At 51.2% G+C, this 23,623-nt stretch carries 24 protein-coding genes; 3 read left to right on the forward strand and 21 right to left on the reverse strand.

The annotated features are described in order from the left end of the window. Positions 1–46: 46 nt before the first annotated feature. The 4 genes from PJU76_RS07440 to PJU76_RS07455 all read right to left on the reverse strand — a co-directional run bounded on the left by PJU76_RS07440 (position 47) and on the right by PJU76_RS07455 (position 5,116). Positions 47–412: a hypothetical protein gene (locus PJU76_RS07440; protein ID WP_271779007.1), complete on the reverse strand. Its 366-nt coding sequence runs from the start codon at positions 410–412 to the stop codon at positions 47–49. A gap of 148 nt (positions 413–560) precedes the next feature. After that, positions 561–1,748, reverse strand: a complete 1,188-nt coding sequence (ccsB, locus tag PJU76_RS07445) for a c-type cytochrome biogenesis protein CcsB (RefSeq protein WP_271779008.1) — start codon at positions 1,746–1,748, stop codon at positions 561–563. Further along, positions 1,741–3,591, reverse strand: a complete 1,851-nt coding sequence (locus PJU76_RS07450) for a cytochrome c biogenesis protein ResB (protein WP_271779009.1) — start codon at positions 3,589–3,591, stop codon at positions 1,741–1,743. Before PJU76_RS07450 ends, ccsB begins: the two co-directional genes overlap by 8 nt. Positions 3,592–4,300: 709 nt before the next feature. Continuing rightward, on the reverse strand, positions 4,301–5,116 hold the full coding sequence (locus PJU76_RS07455; protein WP_271781001.1) for a hypothetical protein: 816 nt from the start codon (positions 5,114–5,116) through the stop codon (positions 4,301–4,303). A 458-nt stretch (positions 5,117–5,574) separates the two neighbouring features. Between PJU76_RS07455 and PJU76_RS07460 the strand changes: the two genes are divergently transcribed. Beyond that, the gene (locus PJU76_RS07460; protein WP_215848809.1) at positions 5,575–5,979 is read left to right on the forward strand and encodes a hypothetical protein; all 405 of its coding nucleotides are present in this window, start codon (positions 5,575–5,577) and stop codon (positions 5,977–5,979) included. A 347-nt stretch (positions 5,980–6,326) separates the two neighbouring features. Here PJU76_RS07460 and traD read toward each other — a convergent pair whose 3' ends face one another. After that, positions 6,327–6,659 carry a conjugal transfer protein TraD gene (traD, locus tag PJU76_RS07465; RefSeq protein WP_271779010.1) on the reverse strand — a complete coding sequence of 111 codons (333 nt, stop codon included), beginning with the start codon at positions 6,657–6,659 and terminating at the stop codon, positions 6,327–6,329. 675 nt (positions 6,660–7,334) lie between these two features. Here traD and PJU76_RS07470 point away from each other — a divergent pair. After that, positions 7,335–8,618 carry an ATP-binding protein gene (locus PJU76_RS07470; protein WP_271779011.1) on the forward strand — a complete coding sequence of 428 codons (1,284 nt, stop codon included), beginning with the start codon at positions 7,335–7,337 and terminating at the stop codon, positions 8,616–8,618. Beyond that, positions 8,618–9,193, forward strand: coding sequence for a response regulator transcription factor (locus PJU76_RS07475; protein ID WP_271779012.1), 576 nt, complete (start codon positions 8,618–8,620; stop codon positions 9,191–9,193). The genes PJU76_RS07470 and PJU76_RS07475 overlap by 1 nt, the downstream gene beginning before the upstream one ends. A gap of 22 nt (positions 9,194–9,215) precedes the next feature. Here PJU76_RS07475 and PJU76_RS07480 read toward each other — a convergent pair whose 3' ends face one another. The 16 genes from PJU76_RS07480 to PJU76_RS07555 all read right to left on the reverse strand — a co-directional run bounded on the left by PJU76_RS07480 (position 9,216) and on the right by PJU76_RS07555 (position 23,358). Next, positions 9,216–9,860, reverse strand: coding sequence for a prolyl hydroxylase family protein (locus tag PJU76_RS07480; RefSeq protein ID WP_271779013.1), 645 nt, complete (start codon positions 9,858–9,860; stop codon positions 9,216–9,218). 190 nt (positions 9,861–10,050) lie between these two features. Further along, positions 10,051–10,578: a hypothetical protein gene (locus PJU76_RS07485; RefSeq protein WP_271779014.1), complete on the reverse strand. Its 528-nt coding sequence runs from the start codon at positions 10,576–10,578 to the stop codon at positions 10,051–10,053. A 285-nt stretch (positions 10,579–10,863) separates the two neighbouring features. Beyond that, positions 10,864–12,057 carry an MFS transporter gene (locus PJU76_RS07490; protein ID WP_334212480.1) on the reverse strand — a complete coding sequence of 398 codons (1,194 nt, stop codon included), beginning with the start codon at positions 12,055–12,057 and terminating at the stop codon, positions 10,864–10,866. 40 nt (positions 12,058–12,097) lie between these two features. Next, positions 12,098–13,042 carry a heme o synthase gene (locus PJU76_RS07495; RefSeq protein ID WP_271779016.1) on the reverse strand — a complete coding sequence of 315 codons (945 nt, stop codon included), beginning with the start codon at positions 13,040–13,042 and terminating at the stop codon, positions 12,098–12,100. Positions 13,043–13,059: 17 nt separating this feature from the next. Continuing rightward, entirely contained in the window at positions 13,060–14,013 is a 954-nt protein-coding gene (locus PJU76_RS07500) for a cytochrome C oxidase assembly protein (RefSeq protein WP_271779017.1), read from the reverse strand. A gap of 238 nt (positions 14,014–14,251) precedes the next feature. Continuing rightward, complete coding sequence (locus PJU76_RS07505) at positions 14,252–14,815, reverse strand: rusticyanin (RefSeq protein ID WP_271779018.1); 564 nt, start codon at positions 14,813–14,815, stop codon at positions 14,252–14,254. A gap of 126 nt (positions 14,816–14,941) precedes the next feature. Then, positions 14,942–15,082 carry a hypothetical protein gene (locus PJU76_RS07510; protein WP_215859696.1) on the reverse strand — a complete coding sequence of 47 codons (141 nt, stop codon included), beginning with the start codon at positions 15,080–15,082 and terminating at the stop codon, positions 14,942–14,944. A 191-nt stretch (positions 15,083–15,273) separates the two neighbouring features. Further along, complete coding sequence (locus PJU76_RS07515; protein ID WP_064218471.1) at positions 15,274–15,468, reverse strand: hypothetical protein; 195 nt, start codon at positions 15,466–15,468, stop codon at positions 15,274–15,276. Between the two features lie 39 nt (positions 15,469–15,507). Further along, positions 15,508–16,062 (reverse strand): cytochrome C oxidase subunit III, encoded by a 555-nt coding sequence (locus PJU76_RS07520; RefSeq protein ID WP_271779019.1) that lies wholly within the window; start codon positions 16,060–16,062, stop codon positions 15,508–15,510. A gap of 18 nt (positions 16,063–16,080) precedes the next feature. Further along, positions 16,081–17,964 (reverse strand): cytochrome c oxidase subunit I, encoded by a 1,884-nt coding sequence (locus tag PJU76_RS07525; RefSeq protein ID WP_271779020.1) that lies wholly within the window; start codon positions 17,962–17,964, stop codon positions 16,081–16,083. Between the two features lie 52 nt (positions 17,965–18,016). Next, positions 18,017–18,781 carry a cytochrome c oxidase subunit II gene (locus PJU76_RS07530; RefSeq protein WP_271779021.1) on the reverse strand — a complete coding sequence of 255 codons (765 nt, stop codon included), beginning with the start codon at positions 18,779–18,781 and terminating at the stop codon, positions 18,017–18,019. A gap of 14 nt (positions 18,782–18,795) precedes the next feature. Then, a complete protein-coding gene (locus PJU76_RS07535; RefSeq protein WP_271779022.1) occupies positions 18,796–19,347 on the reverse strand; it encodes a hypothetical protein in 552 nt (183 codons plus the stop codon). A gap of 107 nt (positions 19,348–19,454) precedes the next feature. After that, positions 19,455–20,144 (reverse strand): c-type cytochrome, encoded by a 690-nt coding sequence (locus PJU76_RS07540; protein WP_271779023.1) that lies wholly within the window; start codon positions 20,142–20,144, stop codon positions 19,455–19,457. An 11-nt stretch (positions 20,145–20,155) separates the two neighbouring features. Next, positions 20,156–21,640, reverse strand: a complete 1,485-nt coding sequence (locus PJU76_RS07545; RefSeq protein WP_271779024.1) for a cytochrome C — start codon at positions 21,638–21,640, stop codon at positions 20,156–20,158. Between the two features lie 875 nt (positions 21,641–22,515). Further along, complete coding sequence (locus PJU76_RS07550) at positions 22,516–22,914, reverse strand: rhodanese-like domain-containing protein (protein ID WP_271779025.1); 399 nt, start codon at positions 22,912–22,914, stop codon at positions 22,516–22,518. A gap of 57 nt (positions 22,915–22,971) precedes the next feature. Then, a complete protein-coding gene (locus PJU76_RS07555; protein ID WP_271779026.1) occupies positions 22,972–23,358 on the reverse strand; it encodes a DUF423 domain-containing protein in 387 nt (128 codons plus the stop codon). Positions 23,359–23,623 lie beyond the last annotated feature (265 nt).

Raw genomic sequence — 23,623 nt, forward strand, 5'->3', positions numbered from 1 at the left:
AGCCGTTTTATAGAACATTACAGCACCATATTAATTATACCATTTTTCACAGATAGACAACGTAGGTATCGGGCGTGGATCGCTCCATAATATACTGGCTGCTTACTATGCCATCGATCTCAGGAATAAGCCCGTTATCATTTAAATTGCACCACTCGATAGACCTCTCACAAATGTTAATTTTTACACCGGACGATTTTGCAGATCTCATGGATTCATATATTGAGCACATTAATTTTACGTCTAGACCATTTTCCGCCGCCTGTACTGTTGCAATAATACCAGATTCTCCAGTCAATATTATTTCAACATGATAATCACCAGAGGCAGCCCTGGCGCCATCGAAAACATCCGCGATGGCGGCCACATTCTCCATATCTAACGTAGTAACAAATATGACCAGCTGCTTCATTTGAAACCCTTTAATACCGAGAATAATATTCTGCTAATTCGTGTGGCATTTAAACAGCGCATGCCACACCTTCACAGAAATACTTTCGGCCTCTGGTGTCTTCGTCGTCCTGCACGAAGTTGAGAGTACCAAAGGTATATTAGTTTAGTTACAGTTTGCCATAGGAATGCAATCCGGAAAGGAAGAGGTTGACGCCAAGAAAGCAGAAGGTGACTACCCATAGACTCATAAATGACCACCACGCCATCTGCTTGCCACGCCATCCCTTGCTGGTGCGCGCATGAAGATATCCCGCATAATTCAGCCACACGATCAGCGCCCAGGTTTCCTTGGGATCCCATGACCAAAAACCGCCCCAGGCCTTGGCCGCCCACACTGCACCGAGGATGGTGGCAATCGTGAACAATAAAAAGCCAAGGGCTATCGCCTTGGACATCATGTTGTCCATAATCTCTCCGCTGGGAAGCGCTCGCGCGAGAATCCCGCCACCGCCGCTTCTACGCGAGCGGTCAGCGAGAATGTAGGCGAGACCCACCAGACTGGCGATGGTAAAGTTCGCATAAGACACAAACATCATGGGCACATGCAGTTTCATCCAGAAGCTCTGCAATGCCGGAATGATAGGGGCTATGCGATTCATATGCTGGACAAACGTGAGCCAGAGCAGAAACACTGCGGCCACAGCCACCAACGGCATCACAAAAGCGCCTAGCGCTTTGGACTTGAAGCGGGATTCATAGTAGAGGTAGAAGAGGGAAGTGGCCGCACAAAATACCACCATCACCTCCCAAAGATTGGTCACCGGAACGTGCCCCCAGTCGGGATGCCCGATGTAGGTTTCGCGCCAGCGCACACCAAGGGCGATGAAACCCATGAGCACGCCAACCCAGGTCAGCCCCGTTGCCAGACGCCCCACCTTTTCCGAGAGGGTAAAGAAATTTATCAGGTAGGCCGCCGTGGCCGCCAAAAAAAACCCGACCATCCACATGACGCCGGCGTAACCCTGCAGCACGTAGCGCAAGATGACGTCGTTGGCGGGCGTTTGCCCAATGCTATATAGCCAGACACCCAACAACGCGGCACTCAGCACGGTCAGGAAGGCCACTTGAAAAGCGCGCCAATGGATGCCAACGGCAACAAGCGTGACATACCAGGTGGCCAGGACCACATACTGCCAAAACCAAAACTGACTGTTAAAAACGTCCACCAGTACACCGACGGTAACCGTGAGTCCGGCGAACCATAACAAGTCGAGCCTGCTAAGGCGGTTAATCCAGCGACCTTCTGCTTCAATCTTTGTGAGCGCTACCAACTCATCTGCTCGTGAACTAGCCATCATTGTTCTCCTTCTGGTCATCCTGATTCCTCAGGACGCTTCTGAGACGGGTCACCAATCCATCAAACTCTTTGGTGAACTCATACGGGTTTCGGCTGCTGGTGCCGCCGATGATCACTTCTGTACCCTCTGTCAGTGTGCGCAACACCACCGAAAGGCGGCGCTGCGGTAAATAGAATAGTATAAATATACCAAGAACCAGTACGGCGCAGCCCCAGTAGATCACGATGGTGGCCGGCCATTTCGTTACTTCCAGCCCAGCCGCCCAGCGGTGATCAAATCCGGTCAGGGTGACAATGAAGGGTACCGGGTACGCCTTCAGTTGTAATATGGCGCTGATGGCCGATTGAAAATAGGCGGCCTCGGCATCTGCCGTCATGGAAGGGGCGTCCCTGGCGATTACTTGTCTGAAGGTGTTCAGCACGTAACTCTTGTTATTTTCACTCTTATTTACCATCGCCTGTTTTTGCAGGGCCGATAAATATTTCATGAACAGTCCGATGCTTCCATTGGGCCCGGTTGGAATGAAGAGGTATTGGTAGGGGGTGCCAAATGCCGTTCTTACGCCCTGCACAAAATAAGATTGCCCACCTCTCGATATGGGCTGCATGTAGGTTTTAAATTCAGCACCGGATCCGGATCCGCTTTGCGCGATAGATGTAAAGCTCGGGCCCAGGTTGATGTGTTGCTGGTCCCCCGCCGGTACGGATTCAATGGCGGCGGCGGGCACCACGTTATCCAATGAGAAGTTTTTGAGTTTCAGTTTGTATGTGGTGCCAGAAAGATCCACTGATTGCCCGACGCGGCCTTCTTGATGGATGGCGCCCGCACTGGGATTATTCAGCATGTAGCGCTTCATCTTCAGAAGCGAGCCGCCATCGACAAAACTGGCTTGAAAGATCTGGACACCTTCATAGCTGAGGGGGTGATTAACGCGGACATTCGCTTCTTTCAGCACTTTCCCTTGGTCATTGTAAAGGACGATATTAGAAATAAAGTCCTTGGGCATGCCGGTGGAGTAGTAAGAGACGTGAAATCGCCTCAGCTTGATTCGAAAGGGGAGGGGCTGGACGAGGTAACCGTTCCCCACCAGTTCGTAGGCCACCTGCGTCGACTGCCCTTCCGGAACGGTAACCGTGCCGCGGTATGCTGGATTGCCAACGGGCAGCCATGCATTCTTGGAAACTTTCGACAGCGGAATGTGAAAGTTGTTTTCCGGTTGCGTGGAACCTGTCAGCATGGCCAGTTTCACGGGAATATCCGCGTTATAAAGGGCTGCCGCACAAAACACGATAATCGCCGCATGCGTTAAGATATAGCCAATGCGGCTATAGCGACCCTTGCGGCCAAGAATGACCATACCGCCGTCACCACGGTCGTGCAACTTCGGCCGATAGCCGCGTCCACGCAGAACGGCTACCACCATTTGTGTCGCAGAGTCCATAGGCAACGACGAAATGATTTCCGTTTTATTGGCCATACCCTGCGGGTCATATGCCGATGCCATGGCCGTATCCGGCTCGCGCATTTCCCTGATCATGCGCGGTGTATTTCGGATCAGGCAGGTGCTGGTGGACAAGACGAGAAAACCCACAATAGCCAGATACCAATTCGTCCGGTAAACATTGTATAAACCAAGATCGCGAAAAACATCAAACCAGAACGGGCCAAACTTTAACGCATAGTCCTCGTAGGGTTGTTGCTGATTCAAAATCGTCCCAATAACAGAGGCAATCGCCAATAAAACCAGCAGACTAACAGCCAACCGCATCGAACCAAGAAAGTTTACTACTAAGCGGGCTCTCGAGTAATTTATGACACCGACGGAGCTCTGCTTAGTCAAACCGGTCCCCTCTGATAAAAGCGTTTAAATCACGCAACCGCAGTGGGTCATTCATCATGGATGACTGTATAAGCATATTTACGGGATTCAGACCACGCATTATCGCCATATCCTTAACATCGACTTTCAAACCAGTTTAATACCATATGCGCCTATGGCAATCAAGTCTGCCGTCAATGCTAAGGTGATCGCTGTCCCGAGAAGGACGAGGGTTTTGTTAGCTGTGGATGGTGGCTCAGCGCTATCACGGTGTCAAACATCTCACACCTTTGGCAATATCAGAGCAGCTTAATTTAACGTTATGCTTATCGCCCCTCGACACCCATATCATGCTCGTAACAGAAGGAGAAGGACGCAGCGCAAAGGCCCAGTACCAGGCCGTGCATGTTCATATGGAGCGACTAACTGCGCTTCCCGAGGGGAAGAGGCAAAAAGTCGTTACAAAACGGTCCTACGAATATTATTATCTTTTTTATTGTTACACAAAAATAAATTACCATCCTTACTTTAAGTCTATCCAATATACCGTTTATGGGGATAAACAACGGCTGTGGACAGCGACATGATGTTGATAATATGCGGATCAATGGTTGCCTCGGCATAAATCACACCAAATCTGTTGCGATGGCTGCGCGGGTACACGGAAGATATATACTGCGACCCCTCTTTTCGGGCCAACACCCAAGATTAAGAAGCCCAGATGTCACGATTAGCGCCCATTTCCTCCCTTCAAAAACCATCCTGGCTGGCGAATAAACTGACTTACCCTAGCAAAGAAAACGCGCGCAGCCACGCTAAAACGAGGGATACGAGTCACCCTGGAAAGGAAGTGACCAAAGATAACCATCCCCAGAGCAGGCACAGCAAAAAATGCGATTACCCCCCATTCCAATAGCGCTGGAAAGGTTTGGTTGTTCGTCTGCGCGATTTCCTCCACCGGTGACGGAGGCTGCCATACTTTGTTTTCATTGATAGGGTCGGCATTATTGATTCGGGCAGGCAATGAATCGCGCACGTCAGTGAATGCTGCTGCACGCATCGCATGAACAATAGCGACATTCTCCAAATCCATGTAGGTAGTGGTTATCGGCCAGCCCCGCCAGACCTTGACCTCCATGCCGCCGCCCTCTTTCCAGCGTGCCATGATCGGCCCGTGCTTGATGTCACCGATGATGCTGCTGGGCTGTCCATACTTGTACCCAACCATGGTGATAATATTCTGGACCTGCCCAGTGTCGTTGAAGCTGGGGAATTTATACTCGGCAAAAGCAAATCGGTTATCTTTGTCATACTCCACCGAAAATTTACTTGCGCCTTGCAAGCGGGGCATCTGCCCGTTTATCCGGTAGGTATCGAACCATTGCTGGGGGCCGTTCAGGGTGCAGGGAAGGCCCGCTTTCTGTAAAGCGGGCGTCAAGCTGGCGCGTGTTGCATTCTGCAAGGGAACACCAAAGAGCGTGAGCGGCACAGCCAGCGCACTCCCGGCCCATACCCATAGCGACACGGCCACAATGAAACGATTCATGATCAACCGCCTACCCCTCCTCTACTCATTGGCATACCCGCCTCCCACAGACCGCGCCCATGTCACCCAGGTTTGGACCTATCGCCCTGCTTCGCCTTGCGCATATACACCATGTGAACGCCCTCCGAACGGAGGGGCGATACCCTGGCAGCATCTAAGCTGCCATGGGCGGCGGCCATGCACCGCATAGCTCCTTTTTATAGCACACGCACCGTCTTCACACAAACCGGAGATCGTCAGCTACCCCGTCCTGGGCAAAGCTTGCATCCATCCAGGCTCCACCGCAATTCCGCACGCCGCGAAAGGCTTTTGCGGCGTGCGGAAATCTGCAAATCCCCCTTTACGTTGGAAACTTTCCTACTATACTAACTTTGGGTGGTAGGCTGATCCCGCATTTACCAACCAATGAAAAGGATGACGTTATATACCAATCTAAATAGATAAACTAAGGAGGTATTATGAAATCCACGTCACGCCGTCTCGTTATCGCTTTACTCGTCGGTACCGTCGGGCTGGGAAGCAGCACCGCCTCTTGGGCCTATGAGGGTCAGCAGTACGCCAAGCAGGCACGCATCAGTCCAAACAAAGCAGAGGCCATCGCCATGAACGCCAGTAGGCCCTGTGGATTCCGCTTGAGCAAGGGTTTTTTCCACCCCCTACAGGCACCCACCATCGCCAAGCAGACCTGCCCCCCGAACACTGCCAAGGTCACTGGCATGAAGTTGGCAAAAGCCTCCGGCGGTAGCGGTCTGCGCTATGTTGTAGACGTTAGTCGCGAAGGTCTGATGTACACTGTTTCTATCGATGCAAAAACGGAAAAGATCCTGGAGGTGCTGATTCTGCCGGTCGGGTCCAAGCCCTGAAAATCGCCCAACCACCCTGCAGGTCAGCATAACGCCGACCTGGGCTGGCGGCGGCATCCCCGACCAGCGTGACACGGGGCGGCCCATCATGCAGCGGGGCAACGCTGCCGCCGCCATGGTGGGTGTGTCGTTGTCAGAGTCCGGCAATACAGCCCACCAAAAGAGCTGGACGAGCCGTGCCTGCAAGGCCAGAAGCCGCACGACAAGCTGCTTGCGGCTGTAGGGTCGGATAGCTCCCCCTCAGTATTCAAAATTTAAGTACGTTAAGCGCGTGAAGTTGCATCCATACGCAACGTCTTGTCGTCCAGGGGGACCACATATCGGCTTGCTTGTTGCATTCGGTTACTTTATTTTTTGAGACGTGTGGCTTCATGCTGCACCAACATAGCAGCCCCATGCTGTTTCCAGAGCGCGGTAGTAGCGCTTTTAGCGGGATCATTCAAGGTCTTAGCCAGTGCCATAAGGCCACCCAAAAGTGTATCTTCATCGACTTCCAGGATTCCTGCCATCTCTACCAGGCTACCGAGCATGAATCGTTTGCGATTGCGATTCTTGCATTCGACAAGTTTCTTTTTACGATCCTGTTTTTTGCGGATACTCATGAGAGTCTCTTTGGCTCTTCTCGCAGATTCCAGAGCCGCGAGACGTCGTATTTTCGCGTTTTCTGCCTGGGATGTCATATGAGTCCTCCTTGTGCCTTGTGAAAAGTTAATTTTCTCCCATTGATGACATCAATTAGGCGCATTCAAAGATTCACCACCCCCTCACCCCCTGCAACTGTAGGGAATCCGCCATGTTAGATCGTAATATCCTGCTTACCATTGGGCAATGGAAATGTCTTCGTCGCCACATAAATGTGATCCACCTCTGCCGGGGAGTCCACCACAAAAGGCGGGGAATCCAGCAATGCTAAGGCTGCCTGTACAACTCCCCTGACTCTAGATGAGAGCACCTGCCGAAAAGGACGGCAACAGCTAGAACAAGCGCCTCCTTGAGTTTGCATTTGGCTTCGCCGGCGCCAGAGCTATCTCTGCAACATCTCAGAACCATTCTCGGATCGCGCACCAGGGAGCTTCTCTTCCCTCCCCCCTATCTCGCACTCATTGCCTCCTGCTTCGTTATGACGCACACCGTCTGATATGGAGGTGCCCTGCTACCTGACAAGAAGGCCACGCGAACTGACTGTCTTGCTTTTCACCGCGGTGGAGCGCTATGCTGCGCAGCATAATGCGCTTCATCACCATCCGTTAGAATTATCGGCTTTTCAACCCGACCCATCAGGATATTTTTGGTATCTTTTGTGAATAATAGGACATTTTTATGAAGTTCGTTGCCCTGTTGCCCGAGGTGTCTTGTTGAACACGTATCCAGCTAAACAGCCGATGTCGCCGCACGCCTTTAATATGCGGCGTGTTCTCCTATTACGCGGGCTGGCCATCATCGGCCAATGCATGATTATAGCCATAATTGCAATCATCCTTAAATGGCATATGCCCATATGGCAATTAGCTACAGTGATCATCATAGAGTTTGCAATAACAATTGCAAGCATTGTACGCCTTACTCTGCAATGGCCAATAACTAATAAAGAATTCTTTGTGCAGTTATTGGCCGATGTCGCCATTCTAGTGGCATTTCTATACCTCTCAGGTGGTCCCACGAATCCATTTGTCGCCTTACTACTGTTGCCCTTAGTGATTGCAGTAACCACCCTCCCGGAGATATATTGCTGGTCCATGGCCGTGATTACAGTAACTTGTTATTCAGGATTGATGGCTTTTTATATACCATTACCATTACATGCTCTTGCGACCTATGAAATGAAACTGCATATATGGGGGATGTGGTTTGAATTTGTTATGATTGCTGGCATTATCAGCTATTTCGTCAAAAGGATGGGCGACAGCCTGCATGAACGGGATCAAGCGATTGCGCGTGCTCGTGAAGAAAAAATGGCGATGGATCGTGTTGTTGACTTAGGTGCGCTGGCCGCTGGCGTTGCCCATGAATTAGGAACACCGCTTGCCACCATGACGGTAATAACTAAAGACCTGCAGCAAGACTATAAAGAAACTCATGATCTATCTGAAGGTTTGGGCATATTGTATGATCAACTACAGCGGTGTAAACGTATCCTAAGCACCATGTCAGCATCTACTGGTCAACTGCAAGCATCCAGTGGCTGCCAAGTGCATCTTGAAGAATATCTGAGCGAGGTTGTTAGCAAGTGGGGAGCTACCCGCCCTGGTATCAATGTCACACTGCACTCCGATGGGCCTGGAGGCGCTGCAAAAATCGTTGCGGAACATACGCTAACTCAGGCGCTAACCAATATTTTCAATAATGCTGCCGATGAGTCACCAGACCATGTCGAGGTAGATATACACTGTAGCGATCACAATATCGTTATTGACGTTTGCGATCTTGGACACGGAGTAAGCCCAGAGATAGTCAAGAATGCCGGGCAACCTGTTTTCTCTAAAAAAGAGGGTGGCCTTGGGTTGGGACTCTTCCTGGCCACTACTGTTATAACTCGCCTAGGTGGAAGTGTATCATTGTTCAATCGGCAGGGCGGTGGTTCATGCACTCGCGTCATACTTCCATTAACCTCATTACTCATAAGTAGTATCAACAACTAATGTCAGACGAAAACACAGAAAACAGCGCAGATATAGGTACCCCTTCGGTCTCTAACATTATGGTGGTAGACGACGACATAACATTTTGTCGAGTTTTATCAACCGCCTTTTCCCGGCGTGGTTTCAGGGTATGCACGGTGCATGATACCGCAGATACAATTACTGTTGCAGAAAAACACCTGCCGGACGCTGTGGTTCTGGACCTTCGAATGCCCGGAATTTCTGGATTAGAGTTGATAACACCGCTAAGGAATATTATCCCGGATATCAGGATCCTTGTTCTAACCGGCTACGCCAGCATCGCAACGGCGATTGAGGCCATAAAACTCGGAGCGGTCTATTATCTGACGAAGCCAGCAGATGCGGATGAGATAATAGCCAGACTAAACGAGCATAATGGCAACCCTGCCGCACCGGTTAAAAACGATTTATTGTCGGCACGCAGGTTGGAATGGGAACATATCAGCAAAGTACTGATGACGTGCAATGGCAATATATCTGCCGCAGCCCGCTGCTTGGGGATACATCGGCGATCTTTACAACGCAAGCTGAATAAACGCCCCGTACGGCACTGAGCGCGCGGGACAACACTGGACATCATAATGTTCTACGGGAAATCTCATCCTTCCGACCAGCAGGTAACGCTGCTACATATGCTTTTTCTCTTATCCAAATACTGGCAATCCATTTTTCTCCATCGATAACTGGTAACCCCGCGTGCAACGACTCTCTTAACTGGAGGTTCTGCGCATCTATATTCCTAAATAAAATACCAGTACCCACGCTGGGCACTATATTGGCCATAATATGTGGAAATTGAGTCCACCCACCCTGTTCCACATCGTTCAAGTATAGCAGAACCGTTAACATCCGATTCCCGCCGTTCTCCAATTGTGGGGACCCTTCTAAAAAGGAATCGTAATGTATATCATATTTCCCGCCACGAGTATAATGCAGGACTTGTAGCGGCTCTTGGTTTTCCTCTGCAACTCCAATAAATAATGAAATACGGCGCCGCACCGCTTTAATTATTGGATACCTATCAACCGATGGCGATGCCACTGTACTGCGGCGCCCCGATGTTTCATATGACGCATCAGAAACACCATATATCACTTCCGAAGGTTTCGCATTGGATGATCCACCAGCAGCAATCAACTCTGTGCATTCTTCAGGGCTTAAAAGTCCGCTGAAGTGCACCAATCCAATAGTATCGTTCACGGAAAGTATCTTTACTGCCATATCATTTCCCTACTTAAAAACATGTCTGGGATCAATTCGGGAACACTGCCGTGAGCACCCGGCGGTATTTTTGCTGCTAGTAACATGCCCAATCCATAGGAGAGAACACAATACAACCGGCGCTCACATTACTGGCAGGCACGCGTTGGCGATGCCCTTTATAGATCATAAACGTAGGATGGCGCTTTTTTCATTGCATCTGAGCCATCCGCATGTGGATCATCGCGTCATACTTGCCATCCGTATTTATAACTCCTTTAGGAACGCTAACCTTATAGTATTCATTACCTATTGCGCTTCTTATTTTGTCATATCCTGACTTTATGTTGGGCCACTCCTTGGCCAACCTAAACCGTGTTGGGGACCATGTAAATGATATGTATCCATCTATTATCGCCCCAGCCGCCTTAGCAATAGATAAGGACTTCTTTGCATCCTCCGGGTCTGTTGGGAGCTTGCACCGCAACAGGTTTTTTTTGGCATACAGAGCATACAGCCAACTACTTTCATTAAAGGATGCCCCCGGCTTCTTATTTTGATAAAAGCTCACATCTCTGGCGACATGACCAGAGGCAACGATCGCATCATGATAAACCGCCAGAGTCGGGGGTAAAATACAGTCATAAAACGATTCCATCTGGGTGACGGCCGCACCTTGTGCCATTCCTGGCACAGCCAGTGCCAACGTAAGCATTACCAATCGAAACCTTTTCGTCATAACAACTCCTGTTCTTCATATGATTGCCAAATCATAATCCAGAGAAATACACAATTATGAAATCTGTCATACGCCCATATAGCAATACTACGGCAGCATTCTTTATTACCGCCGCAGTTATTACCACAGCACCGGAAGGCACCTCGAAGGACGCAAAATCAGACTGAGTGCATACATTAAAGCGCCTAACAATGCACAGCCACTATCATCTTATCATGCATGCCAAAATATATAGCGCGAAATTTCACACGCCAAAGCCTTCCTCGATAGCATGGGGCCGGCTCATTATAACTTCTGGAAATAATCCGGCTTCAGCAATAATGCCACCCGTTTACCATTCCAGCTTTGCAGGGCGAGGAGCAATCCAACGGTGGCGAGGATATAAAAGACGCCTTTCTCGCCCGCTATTCCCAAGCCCCAGCCACCGACCACCCCACCTACGAAGATCCCCAGGAACTGCATCAGCGAGTAGACCCCACTGGCCGCCCCCCGCTGTTCCGGCTTGGTGCTGCGGCTCATCATGGAGGGCAGAATGGCAGAGGCGATGTTGTAGCCCACAAAGAAGATGACCGCACCAATAGCCACCGGCCAGAACCGCCCGGCCAGCAATCCCATGATCAGAGCACCCGCCGCAATGGCGAGGCCGCTGAAGACCAGCATCTGTCCGTGCTGTTTGTTCCTTTCAGCATAAATGACCGGGTAGACCATGGCCGCCACCGAGAGCAACATCACCGGCAGATAGACCTCCCAAACGGCGGCATCGGGAATGTGCATGGCGTTGACCAGTTCCGGGGAGAGCACCACAAAGCTGGCGCCAAGCACCATCTGTAGAATGAAAATGCCGATACTGGCGGTGAGTACCGATGGATGTTTGAACGTCCTTAGCGCATCCCGCCAACTGCCCATACGCTGCTGATGGTCGTGCGGTATGGGGGGAATGACTTTCCACAGCGGAAAGAGCGCGAGAACACCGAGTGCAGCGGCGACCAAAAAAACGCCCGTCAGACCCCATACACCATAAAATACCGGGCCTAAGGCCATACCCAGCACATAAGCTATGGCGATGCTACCGCCGATGGCGGCCATGGCTTTGGTGCGATGCTGCTCGCCGGTCAGATCACCGGCGCTGGCCAGCAGTACCGAGGATACGGCTCCGGCACCTTGCAGCAGACGAGCGAGAATGATGCCCCAGATATTGTGGGTAACCGCTCCCAAGAAGGAACCCAGCACAAAAATCAGGATCCCGAAAACCAGCACGCGTTTGCGCCCGAAACGGTCGGAGGCAACTCCGAAGGGAAACTGGAGGGCGGCCTGGGCCAGTCCGTAGATGCCGATGGCCAGGCCAAGCAGGAGTGGTGTGCTGTGGCGGAGCTGCTCATTATCCAGCGCCAGTACGGGCATCAGCATAAAAAGACCGAGCATGCGCGCCACGTAGATGAAACTCAAACCACTCACGGCCCGCTTTTCGAGCGGGCTCATGGGCGCGCCTTTGGCGCGGCCTTTGCCGCGAGGGCGGGTCTCAGAAGAAGCCATAACCCATCACCAGTTTACCCAGAATCAGGGCCGTAAAGAGCAGGAAGAGGTAGGAGATGGAGTAGGCGAACATCCGCCGGGCGTAGCGGTCCATCTCCTGGCCTTCCGGCAGGGCTTTGAGGTGCAGGGCCATCCTTACAAACCAGGCACCAGAGAGCGCGGCAATAGCGCCATACACCCAGTCACCGGTAAGATAGGCGGGAACCAGACTGACGATCCAGGTGAGGACGGCATAGTTCAGGACCTCCTTGCGGGTGCGATCCACGCCGTGGGTTACCGGGAGCATGGGGATGCAGGCCTTGGCATAGTCTTGCCGACAGCAAATGGCCAGTGGCCAGAAGTGCGCGGGGGTCCAGACGAAAACCAGCAGGACGAGAACCAGGGGCAGCGCGGCGAGACTGCCGGTGATGGCGCTCCAGCCAATCAGCGGCGGTAAGGCACCGGCGAGACCACCCCAAACGATGTTCCAGGGGGTGCTGGGCTTGAGGTAGAGGGTATAGACAACGCCGTAGCCGACGGTACCCACCAGGGTCAGCACCAGGGTCAGAGGGTTGCTGCCCCAGGCGAGGATGGCGATGGCGGCACCCATCAGGACGGCGGCATACAGGATGGCGCCAGTGCGGCTGACGCGCCCTTCGGCCAGCGGCCGGTGGAGGGTGCGGTGCATGTGCTGGTCGAGGGCGGGTTCGACGATCTGGTTGAGGACGCCCCCTGCCCCGCCGGCCAGCGCGATGCCAACCAGACCAGCGAGCGCTGACTCCCAGTGGATAAGGGCGTTGGGGGCGAGAATCTCGCCCACCGCGGCAGTGAAGACCAGCAGAGAAACCACCCGCGCTTTGGCCAGAACCCAGAGATCGCTGAGGAGCGACGGCCGCAACCGCTGCCCGGAAAGATCGTCGAGATTGTTCGTGTTTAATCCTTCTTTTAACATGATGCTAACGACCTCATTTAGCGCCATTGCAGAACAATGGCGAGACACATGAGCAGAACCATGGACTGGTGAAAGGCAACCATGACTCCAGGATCCTTCGGCTTGAGATTGACGGCATGGAAAAGCAAAAAACCCACTGCGACCTGGGCCACAGCAAGATAAAAGGCGATGGGATAGGCGGGCATCATCCAGCCGAGCGTGGCAACCAGTAACAGGGCGGCACTGACGTGGGCGGCGATCGTCCACTGCGCGGCCTTCTGCGGTTTGACGAAGGGGCCGATGGCGGTGCCGAAACCGCGCTGTCCGGTGGTCATTCCACCGAGGAAGACGGCAAGCAGTAAAGCGTGTAAAGCGCCAACGGCACCAAGGTAGGCCCAGAAGTTGAGGCCCGGATAGACGAGACCGGTCAGGTAGATAAGGAATACGCCATAAGCCAGTAACCCGTGGGTGCCATGTACAATGGCCGGGGCTCGGCCGGCGAGGACGTATAAGGTGCCCATGCCAAACAGGGCGGTCACCACAATCAGGGACAGGCCGCTGATGGTGCTGACACTGGGGGACAGAATCACCAGGGCCAAAGCGATCAGACCTACTAAGGTGGCTACCATACGGTGCGCGGCCTCGGGGTCACCACGCACCATCAACACCACGATGTTGCGCGTGTAGGGCCAGCGGGTGCCTAGGGACAGGCCGTAGCCGAAGCCTTCAACAATGCTGCCCAGGAGGATCAATACAATGGCAAAACCTACCTCACTGACCTTGAGGCCGTTGACCACATCCGTCAGCAAACCCTGATGGCCCGCGATGCCCTGCCACAACCCGGCCGCAACCGCCAGCAGCAACATCCCGGTGATTAACCAGCCAATCACCCGCACTGCCGACGTCATTTCCCCTTCTACCGCGTGGGGGAGCGCGTTTAGGCCTTGATACGCGGCCTCATCCGTTACCCCATGATTAATGTTGCTCCCCATATTTATCCCACCTCAAGTGAAAGAATTTCAATAGCACTTAACCAAAGTTAATTTAAAGTTTACTGAGGCTAAAAAGTTCCTTCCTACTCTGCCGACCTTAAAATAAAAACAATCAAAAATATCTTATACTACAATATAAGCACGGCACCAAACACTTATTTCTGTTTTATAAAAAATACATCATGGCCAGAGCATGGGCAAGCACCCCGCTCCAGCCACAAGAATCTACACTAACAAACTACTTTACAACAATTTTACCAAACATTCCCGTCGCCGCATGGCCAGGGATCTGACACACGTAGTAGTAAGTACCGGCTGCCGGATGCCAGGTGAACTCCGAATATCCGAATTTTCCATCCTTGGGAACCGGACTAAATCCAGTGCCGGCAACAATGGGTTTAATGTTTGGCATAACCGCATAAGGCGGTGCCTTCTGGGTAATGTCAAAACTGTGACCAAATCCCTTGTTGGTGTTGATGAAGGTCACATCCACAGTGGCCCCTGCGGGAATATCCAGGGTAGGATTCTTTTTGTCATGGACTTCAAAGCTCGGAAATGGAAAACCCGGAAGAACGGCTGCAGCGACCACATGCACCGTCTTGCCGCTGTAGGTGACCGTGTCACCACTGGCCTTTCCCGTATCTTTTTGCAACATGGCCTTTACCTGGGGAAGCGTAGCTTCTTTCCAGCTGCTATCCAAAGCGCCAGCCATCGCGGTGCCCATACCCATGGTGGCCGCCAAAACAGCAGCAACACCAACAGATACATACCAGTTCTTTTGCATTTTTGTCTGCGTATTCATAACTTATGGTCTCTCCTTATGATTACATCAATCGAACCAAACGGCATGGTGACACAAAGCATTAACCTACCCACCATGTTTTACACGCTACCCTAACTAGCTTCACCACTCAACCAAGGCAACACATTAAAACATCACTCGAAGAGTAATATAATAGCCACCCAGAGCGATAATAGCCCACAATAATGCGATGATCAATACAATGTTTCCATTCCATGACTCATCATCGCGATCATTGTTGGCCGTTAAATAGCTTTCTTTGCTCATGATTTAATTCTCCTTCACAACATATGCCAAAGAGAGCGCCACAGAGAAGCACGAACAACTCCAGAGGTGTAAACAGACGCCCTGGCCTCGCCAAGTTGTTGATGAGGAGAAATACTGCGTCCTGACCGCGACACGGCAACAACCTTTTCCCAACAACGGCGGCGGCACCTGGCGATCCACATTGCGACAATTTAAATATCGCCAGATGGACTATTTTCTGTCTTCTTTAAAACACGGAGCCGATCTTCATTGGCCACCTCTTTTAATACCCACCAGAAGTACATGCTTAAAAACACCACCGGAAACACGATGTATCCCGTCAACCAGAAGAACGTCGGATTATCCGCTCCAGCTGGAATAACAAACGACAAATGCGACATATCCATTATCTTGCCCTCGGTATAATTTGATAATCTATAAGCAAATTACGCGATATAGAAGACGATAAAAAAGGCTACCCAGAGGATAACTATCCCCCTCCAGTAGGTGAGAACATTATACGATACCCAACGCTCTGCCTTGGCTCGATCGGGCGTACGGGATATTTTCATCATGCTTGCCAGTAACGCCAGGATCCCCGCCACGAAGTGCACCAGAAACCATAAGCTGGTAATATCGTAAATCCCGCCATAACCACTACCGATGCTTAACGTGGTCCAGTTGTAGACTATTCCACCAATCATTACCAAAGAGATGACAATCAGGGTGGCCAAATTACCAATAATACCGCCATCATCGCCCTGATCCAGCTTCTTGCGCGCAACCACCACCGGCACCAGGCTGGCGAGCATCAGGACGCTGAGACCAACACCCGCCCCCATACTCAGGGTACTAGGCACCGCGGTGCCCCCCCAAAGGAAGCGCGCGAGGTCCCACATCGCAAAAATGATCCCGGCAAAAAGCATCAAGAAAAAGAATGCCCCCCTCTTCGCGCGCTCCGAAGCCGGATCCATTAAGCTAGCATAACTATTATCTGCCATAATCTATTTCCTCCTCATTTATTTGCTTGGCGTGGACACCCAGACAAAGGGCTCTTTCGCTCCCGGCGCGTAGTTGTCATTTGGACCAACAACCTCCGGCTCAATCGTCGCAGGGTATGGCACATACGGCGTAGGCGACTTCACCTGCCATTCCAAGCCCTTACTACCCCATGGGTTTGCATCGGCCTTCGGTCCATAGCGCCAACTATAAACCAGGTTGGCCAGCGGAATGAGAAAACCGGCGCCCAGAAGGAAGGCTGAAATGGATATAAACATGTTGATTTGATGCAGGTAGGGCAGATATATGGCAATGCGCCTGTTCATCCCATCAATACCCGCTATGAACATGGGGAAAAACGTACAATTGAAGAACACGAAGAACCACCAGGCGTGAAATTTCCCCCAAAACTCGTTGATCTTCCGACCAGTAACCTTGGGGAACCACCAATACAATGCACCAATCCAGGTAAAGATGACGGCACCGAGTATGGTATAGTGGAAATGTGCAATTACCCAGTAGGTGTTATGAAGCTGTAAATCCGCTGGGACATCGGCATTGAATATCCCCGTCAAACCACCGACCAGGAAGTTCATCATGGCCATAAGCACCATCAGTACAGCGGCATTAATCCTTAAGCGGCCCCCCCATATTGTTCCAATGGCGGACAGATAAATAAACCCCGTAGGGATAGATACGGTTTCTGTTATTGTCATGAATATGGGCATACGCGCATCACTCACCGCAGTGAAATAGTGATGAACGCCCAGCATCGCGCCCAGCATGGAAACGCCAACAAGTCCGGCGATAGCCCAACCCCTGGCAAATAACGGACGCTTGGCCGCGGCGGGAAGAATCTCCAGCCATATGGCAAAAGCGGGCAATGCAAAAACATAAACTTCCGGATGGAACAAAAACCAGAACTGATCCATGTAGGCTAAGGGATGCCCGGTAGGTCCGGTGTAAAAATGACTGCCGGCTATCATATCGGACAAGTCCATCAGCGCACCCGTATAGGTGGCGGGCGACTCGACGATAAGAATCGTGGCGGCAGCAAACAAGCCCCAGACAAAAATCGGGACGCGGCCCAAGGTCATCCCTTTGGCGCGCATATACACCATGGTTCCGGCAATATTGATGGCGCCAAGTAGCGATGCCATAAGGAGGGTCGCCGCGCCCAGCACATAGAACACAATACCGCTACCACTGTTTTGTGCCAATGGCGGATAGCCCCACCAGCCAGTCTGAAACCCACCGATCGTGGGACTCATGAATACGGCAAAAGCCGCCGGGGGTAAAAGCCACCAACTCAGTCCAAGAAGCTTCGGAAATACCACATTTCTCGTACCCAGCATCAAAGGTATAAGATAGTAACCAACACCACCAACGATGACAGATGCCGCGACGGCCAACAACATCATCAAACCATGAATACCAAATGTTTCATTGTACTGGACCTCTGACATCCACCAACTTGTGGAATCCGGCGTCAGTAATTGAACACGAATGGCCATGGCAGCCATGCCGGCAAAAAAGAACGCCACTACATTGAAAATAACATAACGTACGGCTGTAGACTTCGAATCCGGACCAAAACGAAAATAACGTTCAACGCCGGTGAATGATGGGGCTTCTTCCCCACCAAATGCTCGCCGTATCCATCCCTCCCATAAACCGCTACCCAATAACCAACAAATCAGACCGGCCACATAACCCACTGTCGCAGGTAACGGATCGACTATTACGCTGCCTAATAGTGCCGCAGTAATCCATGCCGCGGCAAAATATCCGGTTAGACCCCAAAGCGCCGCTCGAAATAGTGGAAACAGCATGCCGATCGCGAACGGATCTTTGTTACCCCCCATATCTTCCAGCGGTTGTGCTTGCATTTCATTAGATGCCATTATTTACTCCTCATTCCAATTCAACATATTAGATGGCAAGTCTTCAACGGATTTAGAAGCTGTTGTTCGCTACCCATTTTTTGAAGTCTGCTGCTGTTACCACCTTAACCGGTGCCCGCATCAAAGGATGTCCGTTACCACAAATCATGGTGCATTGTACACGTATCATCGGGTTCGTAGCGGTTGTTCCCAACGCGGTAGGGGTGATAAACAGATGCCGCACTTCATTGGGGATCACGTCTTTTTTCTCGCCCCAGGCGGGTACCCAGAAATCGTGCACCACGTCTTTGGTCCGCAGGACGAAGTCTATGGTGCGACCCTCGGGAACCACCAGTTTTGAAACATCCGTCACGCCCTGCTTGGGGTAAGAAAACGTCCACTTCCATTGTTGTGCGGTAACATCGATAACCAACGGCTTCTTCGCATCCAGTTGTATGCCCCAGAGTTGCTCCAAGCCCACCATGCCTGGATAAATCGTGTTGGCCAGGTTAATGCCTATAGCCAAGGCCAGCCACGTCACCACGAAAGGGGCCCAAGTCCGTTTCTGATAGGTCGGCGCCGCGGTATCTGACATGGACGAGGCGCGAAAGCGCACCGCGCTGTAGACGATGGTACCGCCTACCAGCACATAGATGGCTACCGCCTGCCACAAAAGATATGTAGTCGCATCCGCCGTGATGTGTGCCTGGATACTACCCAAAATCGGCCAGTTATCAACGCCCCAGGCTATTAACGTCTCGCCAATCGCCAAGCCAATAATCCATACCACCACAAGACCACGGAAAGCTTTCCATAAGTTTTCTTTTGCTGCGTTCATATGCCCTCCCTATATTAGCTTCCCTGAGCCGGTAGTATGTCAATATTACCGTGCATCCCATTCATGAAGTGCTGCCCCGTTTGCAGGAAACAACCCCATTCCCATTTGCCGGGTTTATTGGGCACCACAAAGCTGAAAGTGTACTTCTGACCGCCGTTGAGACTAACGGAAAACGCTGGTATCGGCGCCGTCTGCCCCCCGCTCGTAATGGGCACGCCGTCAAAGAAGTTGTCTTTCCATCCGACGGCTATGGCCTGTGATTTTGGAAAACCATTATTCCGGGAAACCAACGTTCTACCTATTGAAAACTGATGCGCAATCGCTGGTGCCGACTGTGACCGATTATCAATCGTTAAAGATACTTTTTCCCCGACATGCCATGTCATATAATCTGGCTTGTAATAATAGTTGAACTCATCAATTGTGTAGTGATGCACCCCATTAATGACTTGTCCAAATGGACTAGGCAGTGCCACCGTTTTTTCCCACTCCATGGCGCCTATAATTACTGCTGCGCATATTACGGTGGAGATAAGCACCGTAGCCGCACCTTTTCTTGCTGCCATACCTCTATACCTCCTTTAAGAAGCACACACTGCTCGATTATGCACACACGTGGCAGACCAAGGTTCTTATAAATTTCGGTCTGCCACGCAAAACGCTCTTTGAGCCGTTACAACGATGATAGATAAGCCGCCACATCCTTCATCTGTGCTACGGTTATGTTTTTTGCAATCTGATTCATCAAACTATTTACCCGTGTACCATTATGGAAGTAGGTTAACTGCTGGACTATATAACCGTACCGCTGACCAGCCAAGCGAGGAAACGCGCCCGCCCCTTGCCCATCTGACCCGTGGCATTCCATACAAGCCGGAATTTGTTCGTTAGTAACGCCCTGGTTAAATATAGCCTTTCCTTCCTTCATACCGGCATGCTTGATCCCGCTGCTGTGCATCGGTGGTTTCTGGGAAGCAAAGTAACTGGCCAATTCTTTTATATCGGCGGCATCCAGAGACTGCGCCACCGGCCACATGTAAATCTCGCCATTCTGATCTGCACGCGACCGGTCTTTAAACGCCTTCAACTGTGTTTCCAAATATCCCTTATGCTGTCCGGCCAGCTTGGGCACAATGGGATAGATCGTGTTATTTCCGGTCATGCCATGGCAAACCATGCAATCGCTGGAAATACGGTACGGGGCTGGCCCTCCTGCTCCGCCAGCAGCGCTCGCCTGTCCGGCCACCGCCAGAAGTGCGCCCGATATAAGCAGCGCTGCTGATTTATTCACCGTTCTTTTTTGTTTGCTCATACCATTGTGCCCTTTATTTGAGAACCTGGGGTTGTTCACATGTGTCGTCATGTCTTCGTCTCCTAGTACGCTATCCAGGCGAGTAGTTCAAGGGTGTTATACGCAGACGCCCCATATCCCGATACGGATGACGACGGCGCACCAACACCCCTGAACTTGTTGTATACGACATATCGCAGGGACAAGCGGGTATTCCACCACGGCAGATAGGAGGCTTCTATCCATTCATTGCTGGTGTCTGGAGAACCGCTTCTCGAGTAGAAGCCGGCACCATAAAGACCAGGATTAGCGGACCCCCACACGTTCCGATATCCGCCCTGGATACCGTAGTGATCGTGATACCAGTAGGTCGCATTGAGGTTGAAGTAATTCAAGTTACCAGATGAGTTATTCGGAGAAATAATGCTTCCCGCTCCAAATTGCTGCTGCTCGTTTACCCATGACGCACGAACCGTCAGGTTATTGTTGTCGTTGATGTTGAGCCACTGGAGTTGGGTATCCAGGTCGTAATCATCGAATGTATCAATCGGGCCACCGCTATAGTTAGCGTAAATTCCGGAGTTGGGGGCGGTCTCTACCGATCCATCATACACGCTGGACCACATACCATAGGCGCCGACTTCCCAGTTCCAGTTGCCCCAATCATGCTGGTAGGCGAGACGGACATAAGGTGCCGCACCGGACAGTCTGCCGGTAGGCCCGTTTCCGAAGGCACCCGCAAATCCGCCGACAGGGTTAGTTTGGGTTCCCTGACCGTTCGTATAGACATCGGCATCCGCGTACAACCAGTTTGCCTTATTGGGTCCAAAAATATCGGCAGCATAAGTGCCCACGCCAACCAACGGGTATCCCGCACCCGCTGAGTTTTCGATGAATGGCATGGGCACCGCACCCGAGGACGAATAGTCTGACATAAAAAATGGTGCCTGCCAGTCCGGGGTGGTATTCCACAGGTCCATAGCCGTGGGCGTATTGTTTACGTCCACACCCGTGACCAAAAGATTATTCGTGCCGAACTTCCACGGATGGGTCCAAACGATGCTGGAATCATCAAAACTGAATCCACCGCCACCGGTGCTACTACCCCCACCAGAATATGTCAAGTGTAGAAAGGAGCCGATATGCGGGGTGACCTCACCGGCATAAAACAAGCTAACCTGTTGTGGAAACTGAACATTATTATTTGGCGAAGCACCCGGATTGCCGCCACCAAGTGCTGCCTGCCCACCCGCGACATTGGTCGCCGAGGCCTGTAAAAAGATAGAAAATTGTGACACACGGGAGAGGAGCACCCCAACGCTGTTCCCGAACTTCGCTTGAAGCTTCTGTTGCCTTTGGAGGTTCGTGGTGGTGAAGCCGAGCAATTTAAACATTCTGCCCATTGGCGTTAATTGCGGGTAGGAGGTGTGACAGGCGGCGCATGACCAACCCGTCTGTCGCGCAAACGAAGGCAGTGCCCAAGCACTTGAGGACAAAGCCATTCCACCCACTGCTGCCAATGCTACGATTAATTTTTTCTTCTTAAAATACATGGACCTTGAAACCATAAACCCCTCCATAGCGGTATGCGCCTTCAGACATATTAGATAAACAACATACGTTCATACACCAGGTCTTTCGTGCCAGGCTGGTAACACAAACAGCTTCACAACCTCCACACTTTAAAATAAAAAACTGCAGCGGACGCGGAGACATGACATAAACTCATGGAACCTTCTCCGTCGGCCACTGTCTTAATACTTAATCAGCGGGGTGCCGTACTATCAACACCCTCACGCACTATTTAGTACAAACCGTAACACTTTGCAACCTCTTTTTCTGTTCACCATAAAATACACGCTCTGCTCGTCCCGATGACTTACCCAAAGCAATCCACCATCAGCCACCATGAAAATGCAAATAATATCAATCTGGTATACACTACTGTTGCAATCGATGGCGGCAAAAAGACAAGCATAACCATAAGATATATAAGAAAAATATTATGTAGTGAATCACTATACTGCATTCTCGCGCGTTCACTTAATAATGGTTCCGGTCTCCATGTTTCAAATGAGGAACATAGCATCAAACTCCCGCCAAAAGCATTTCATCTTGATAATTCGGTAGATTCAATTATTCTAATATTAAAAGGTCATGAAAAATCTACTTTTAAGCAGGTCAATGCGGTAATCTGGATCTCGTGGATATTCCCGGTTGAATATAACAAACCAAAGATATTTTTATCATCTATACGTTAAAACTTATAAGCTCAGGTATTGAGGCGCGACCGTTAAGAGGAGCCTCGTATAAAAACTGACGTGCAGGAGTCGATGGCAAATGCGTATGTCAGGACAGCGCATCGGAACATGGCTGGATAAAAAGGATATTAACACCTGCTATTCTTTATATTTCCCGATTCATCAGCCAGCCAATCCCAGCTTTAACACTGCTCCCAGGGCAACCCATCGAAGCGCCAACCATTCAAGCTGCTTCGGCAATGCTGATCATTCAGATCCCCTTCAAAACCATGCGTTACATTGTAAACGGCACTAAAACCACTCGCCCGCAAAAATAGTCCAGCCTCCAGTGAGCGTTGGCCACTTCGGCAAATCAATAAGGTAGGGCGATTAAGCGATGTGGCTCGCCGCACGCGCGCCAAAAAATCAGGGTTGATTTCCCAGTCCGGCGCATCTCGCCAAGGAATCGATAACGCTTCTTTTGGGTGCCCGACGAAAAGGAACTCCATTTCGCTCCTAACGTCAACAAGCACGGCCTGTGAATGTTCTTGCAGAAAATTGAAGGCGTCCCGTGCTGCGAGGTGTATTACCGACTTTGTCATATGGACCACCTAAGCAGCCTGATTAAGAGGAGGCTCTCTGAGCTGAATGCATTTACATCACCCAATCTGCAAAACTCCTACAGCCAGTAAGATCCATGCAGCAATGAGTGCCAGCCCGCCAATTGGTGTAATGGCTCCGAGCCAACCCTTGCCGGTAATTGCCAGGAGATACAGACTACCCGAAAACAACACCGTCCCTGCCAACATAAGCCCGCCTGACCACTGCATGAGACTGGATTCCGGCAGTTGCAGTGCCAACAATCCTACCAGCATCAGCCCCAGGGCGTGGTAAAGATGGTACTGACTACCGGTGTGATAAACGCTCATCATTTTGGGTGACAAGCGATCCTTCAAGGCGTGGGCACCGATGGCCCCCAATGCTACGGCAGCTCCCGCATTCGCTGCGCCAAGCGCAAGGAATAATTTACCCACCTGCGACATCATGCATTTCTCCACTGGGAACATGACATTCGACTCGCGACCAGCGCTAAAAATCGCCCTAATTACCGCTCGGTTGTTGCAGAATAGAAAGGTTTCGAGAATTTATCAGAGCCGGTATGGTAGTGCTAAAGGGAGACATATGTTGGCCTATAAGCTGCACAGAATACCATCCACTCCCCTGATAGGATAGCACCTTGAATTTAAGCATGGCCATTGATAATGCAGCCGTATAGGTCTTTCCCACTGTGAGTACCCGACCCGTATTCTT

The sequence above is a fragment of the Acidithiobacillus ferriphilus genome, from assembly GCF_028215975.1.
In the GTDB taxonomy this organism is placed as follows: Bacteria; Pseudomonadota; Gammaproteobacteria; order Acidithiobacillales; family Acidithiobacillaceae; genus Acidithiobacillus; species Acidithiobacillus ferriphilus.